The sequence below is a fragment of the Nodosilinea sp. LEGE 07088 genome (genome assembly GCF_015207395.1).
In the GTDB taxonomy this organism is placed as follows: Bacteria; Cyanobacteriota; Cyanobacteriia; order Phormidesmidales; family Phormidesmidaceae; genus Nodosilinea.
Window position 1 is genome coordinate 1 of record NZ_JADEWX010000293.1, and the last position, 4119, is coordinate 4119.

At 59.1% G+C, this 4119-nt stretch carries 2 protein-coding genes; one reads left to right on the forward strand and one right to left on the reverse strand.

What is annotated here, in order from left to right:
• Positions 1-276: 276 nt before the first annotated feature.
• Positions 277-2391, reverse strand: coding sequence for a long-chain fatty acid--CoA ligase (locus tag IQ254_RS29955; protein ID WP_193969793.1), 2115 nt, complete (start codon positions 2389-2391; stop codon positions 277-279).
• Positions 2392-3275: 884 nt separating this feature from the next.
• Between IQ254_RS29955 and IQ254_RS29960 the strand changes: the two genes are divergently transcribed.
• On the forward strand, positions 3276-3950 hold the full coding sequence (locus IQ254_RS29960; RefSeq protein ID WP_193969794.1) for a response regulator transcription factor: 675 nt from the start codon (positions 3276-3278) through the stop codon (positions 3948-3950).
• Positions 3951-4119: the final 169 nt, after the last annotated feature.

Sequence of the window (4119 nt, forward strand, 5' to 3'; positions counted from 1 at the left end):
TGCNGGCTTGCGGGTACATCTGCTCGATCGGCCCGCTGACGACGGCGACAAAAATGCCCGGGTCGAGCGCGATTTCCAAAAGGCGCTGAAGCGATCGCCGCCGATGCTCTACAGCCCGAAAATCGCCAATCCAAAATCGCTAATGGCCGTAACCCACAGACGAGCATTTAGTAGAACGAGAGCAAACTCCTGATGTCTCGACTGGTTGGGTGCCGCTAACGCTCTACCCAACCTACGCGCCCCCCGCCCCCTTGCTCCCCGGCCTCCCTACTGGCATTAAGTCTTAAGCAGAGATTTCGCATTGATCGGGCAGGTGAGGGGAATCGAGGTGTCTAGGGGGTCGAGCGGTTCTAGGGACGGGAGAGCGGGGGCGGCTTGGCTGTAGAGGGTGTCGATGGCGACGGCGTAGTGGGTCAGCACCCAGGCGCGGTTGAGATCGCCGTTGGGGAGGCGGCCACCGTTGTCTCGGCGGGGTTGGGGCATTTGCTCGGGGTCAACCAGGTGGAACTGGCGCACGGTAGACCAGTAGGGCAGGTGGCAGTTGGCGGTATTGATCACCCCCTGGTAGTGGGCCAGCAGGGTGGGATGCTGCCACCAGTGGGGGGCCTCGGTGTCGAGGTGGGCGGCTTGGGCGATCGCAGCCAGCGCCTCCAGGTTGGGGAAAATCAACATGCCGCAGAATTTGTGGTTGGCGCCGACGGCGATCGCGGTTTCGACCAGGGGCGACTCCATTACGGCGGCTTCCAACAGCTGCGATGACACGTACTTCCCGGTCGAGAGCTTGAACAGGGGCTTTTTTACCCCGGTGATCGACAGTAGGCCGTCGGCATCGAGAGTCCCTAGATCACCCGTGTGCAGCCAGCCCTCGGTGTCGAGGGTGGTTTGGGTCGCCTCGGGTGCCCGGTAGTAGCCCTGCATTACAAAGGGCGCCCGAATCAGAAGTTCGTGATCTGGGGCTAGGGCCAGCTCTACCCCAGCGATGGGCAGACCGACGGTGCCCGCCCGGTTGGCAGCCCCACGGGTGTAGTAAACGACGCCCCCGGTCTCCGTCAGCCCATAGCCCTGGAGCACGGGCAGCCCGGCGGCGGTAAAAACGTTGACCAGCTCGCTCCGCAGGGCCGCCCCGCCGCAGATCAGCGCTTTGATGCGATCGCCAAAGACAGCCCGCCATTTCGAAAACACCAGGCGATCGGCCAGCTGTAGCTGCCTGGCATACAAACCTCGGGGAGGCTGCCCTACATCAAAGCGGTGAGCCAGCTTCCAGGCCCAGGCAAACACCTGACGATCGACTCCTTTGAGCTGATTCCCCCGCTCTAGCAGGCGCTCGTACATCTTTTCTAGCAGGCGCGGCACGGTGATCATCACCGTCGGGCGCACCCACCGCAGATGCTTGATCAGGTGGTTGGGGTCGGAGAGATAGATCGTGTGGCCGTAGGCCAGGTGCCCATAGAGAAACACCCGGGCAAAGATATGGGTCAGGGGCAAAAACAGCAATGCCGTTTCCTCTGCGCCGCGCCCCAGGTGGGGAAAACTGCTAAACGCCGTCAGGGCATTGGCCGAGATGTTTTCGTGGGTCAGCATTACCCCCTTGGGCCGCTGGGTGGCGCTGGCAATGTAGAGAATGGTGGCCAGGTCTGCGGGGGCGATCGCGGCTCGCAAGTCTGCTACCGCTGCAGCGTTCCACCGCTGTTGCCCTTGTTCCCGCACCTCCGCCAGGGAGATCAGCTGAATACAGGGGGGCACCGCCGGAGTGGGGGGACTGCCCGCTGGGGCCTCTCCCAACAGTTGAGGAATGTAGAGACAATCCCACGGGGTCGGCACCGCCGGGGGAGCGGCGGCGGGAGCCGATGCCATCAGGCTGGCACGGGTGGTAGCCCAGTCGGCGGGCACCTCAGCCACCACAATGCGCTGTAGCGTGGTGGCTTCCCCCAGGTAGGGCACCAGCTGCCCCAGCAGTTCCAGGTTGGCGACCACCATCACCTGGGCCTGGGTGTGGTTGAGAATAAACAGAATATTTTCGATCGTCTGGGTCAGGTCAACGGGCACATCCACCAGACCCGCCAGCAGGCAGCCCAGATCGACCCGGCAAAAATCGAGGTCGCTGTGCATCACCAGGGGAATGCGATCGCCCTGGCGCAACCCCAGCGATCGCATCCCCAGGGCAATCTCCTCAACCTCCTGCCGTAGGGCCTGATTTGAGACCGAGTGCCACCGCCGCCGCCATCGCTGGTTGAGCGCCAGTTCGTTGGGATTGTGGTCACAACCCATGTCCAGCAGCGACACCAGGGTATGCCCTAGCGACAGCTGACCTAGATCGACGACGGCGGCTGGCTGAGGCGGTTGATCCTCCTCACCGGGATGAGATGCAGTTAAAAAGGATGACTCATTCATGGGCCGAAAAAGCGCAATATCGCTTCCATTAGACAAATAAAACAAACGCCTACTGCCCTGCACCGCAGAGAATAAACTTCAGGTATGCCAGTTGGGATTGAGATAAAACTCTAAGCAGAGCAGTGGCGGATAAAAACCATCCCTAGCATCCCTCCAAATGTCTGATCGGGAGGACGTAGTGTTAGTAAATTTGAGACAGATTGAGTTGACCTAAACAATCCGAACTAAAGCCTGAAATTAGGGGAATTAAATCACCTCACTTGAGGCAAACTAAATGTCCAGATAATTGATGCGAAATTAGGAAGCCTGCAAACCAAAGGATTTCGCCAGCATGGCGGAAGTTATCTGATCAGGGTAAAGGGGCCAGATCGCGATAATTCAAGACCCATTCCCTGAAGTGTTGAATCTAGACTCAGCGAGGTCAACTCATGCCGTCATTATAGCCTTTACTCAATATGAATTGCCTCGATGAAACAACATCTTAGGACAGAAGAGAAATGAATCTTATCTTTTCTTCAAAAAATACTGAACCGAATGCTTTCCTTTGAGAATAGAGGTATTAATAGCCTTTCTTGGTGCTTTGGGCAATGGGATCAAGCCGACTGTTATTAAGGTTCTGTTTTGCCGCGCCAGTGAGTAATGTCTCTGGTGGCAGTTGTTAGTCATCCTTTGACTGCCGCTGCGGTTGAGAACTCGTCATCGTCAAACGCGGTGAGGCTGCTGGAGGGCAGGGGCGTAATCTCGTAGACCTGGCGCAGTGGGGTGAGGGATACCCAGACCCGACAGCGCGAATGTATTGATAACTACAACCTCCAGGGCCAAATCCTCCCACCATCAGAGAACGGCAACTACCGCAGCCTGCAACTCTGGGGAGACCTTTGACCATGCGGATTTTGTTGGTTGAGGACGATCATCATCTGGCGGTATCGCTGTCGGAAGCGCTCGCAGCCCAGCGCTACACCGTCGATGTCGCCTACGATGGCGCCGTGGCCTGGCAGCACATGACGCTGCTGCCCTACGACCTGATGCTGCTAGATGTCACCCTGCCCTTGGTGGATGGCCTCACCCTCTGTCAGCGGCTGCGATCGCATGGTGTCTCTTCCCCAGTGCTGATGCTCACCGCCCGCGACACCAGCACCGATAAGGTAGCGGGCCTCGATGCCGGGGCCGACGCCTACATGGTCAAACCCTTTGATCTGTCCGAACTGATTGCCCAAATCCGCGCCCTCCTGCGGCGGGGGCAGATGACCCCACCCACTACCCTCCAGTGGGGCGATCTAGAGCTCAATCCCGCCACCTACGACGTCACCTACCAGGAGACGCCCATTCGCCTCACCCCCAAAGAATTCGCCATTCTAGAACTGCTGATGCGCCACGGTCGCCGCGTGCTCAGCCGCCACTTCATCCTGGAGTCGATCTGGCACCTGGAAGACCCCCCCGGCGAAGAGACCGTCAAGGCCCATCTCAAAGCCCTGCGCCAGAAGCTTAAGCAGGCCGGTGCCCACCGCCATTTCATCGAAACCGTCCATGGCCTCGGCTATCGTCTGATGGCCGTTTGATGTTTCGGTACAGCCATACGCCCAGTCCTCCCTGATCTGGGCAACATGCTCCCCTGTGGGTTACGGCCCATGCTGCGGTTGGTTGACTCCGCCAGGATTTGCTTCAGGCCTAACCCACCCTACGGTTTCCCCCCTTCGACTCCGCTCAGGACAAGCCCATCTCCCCATC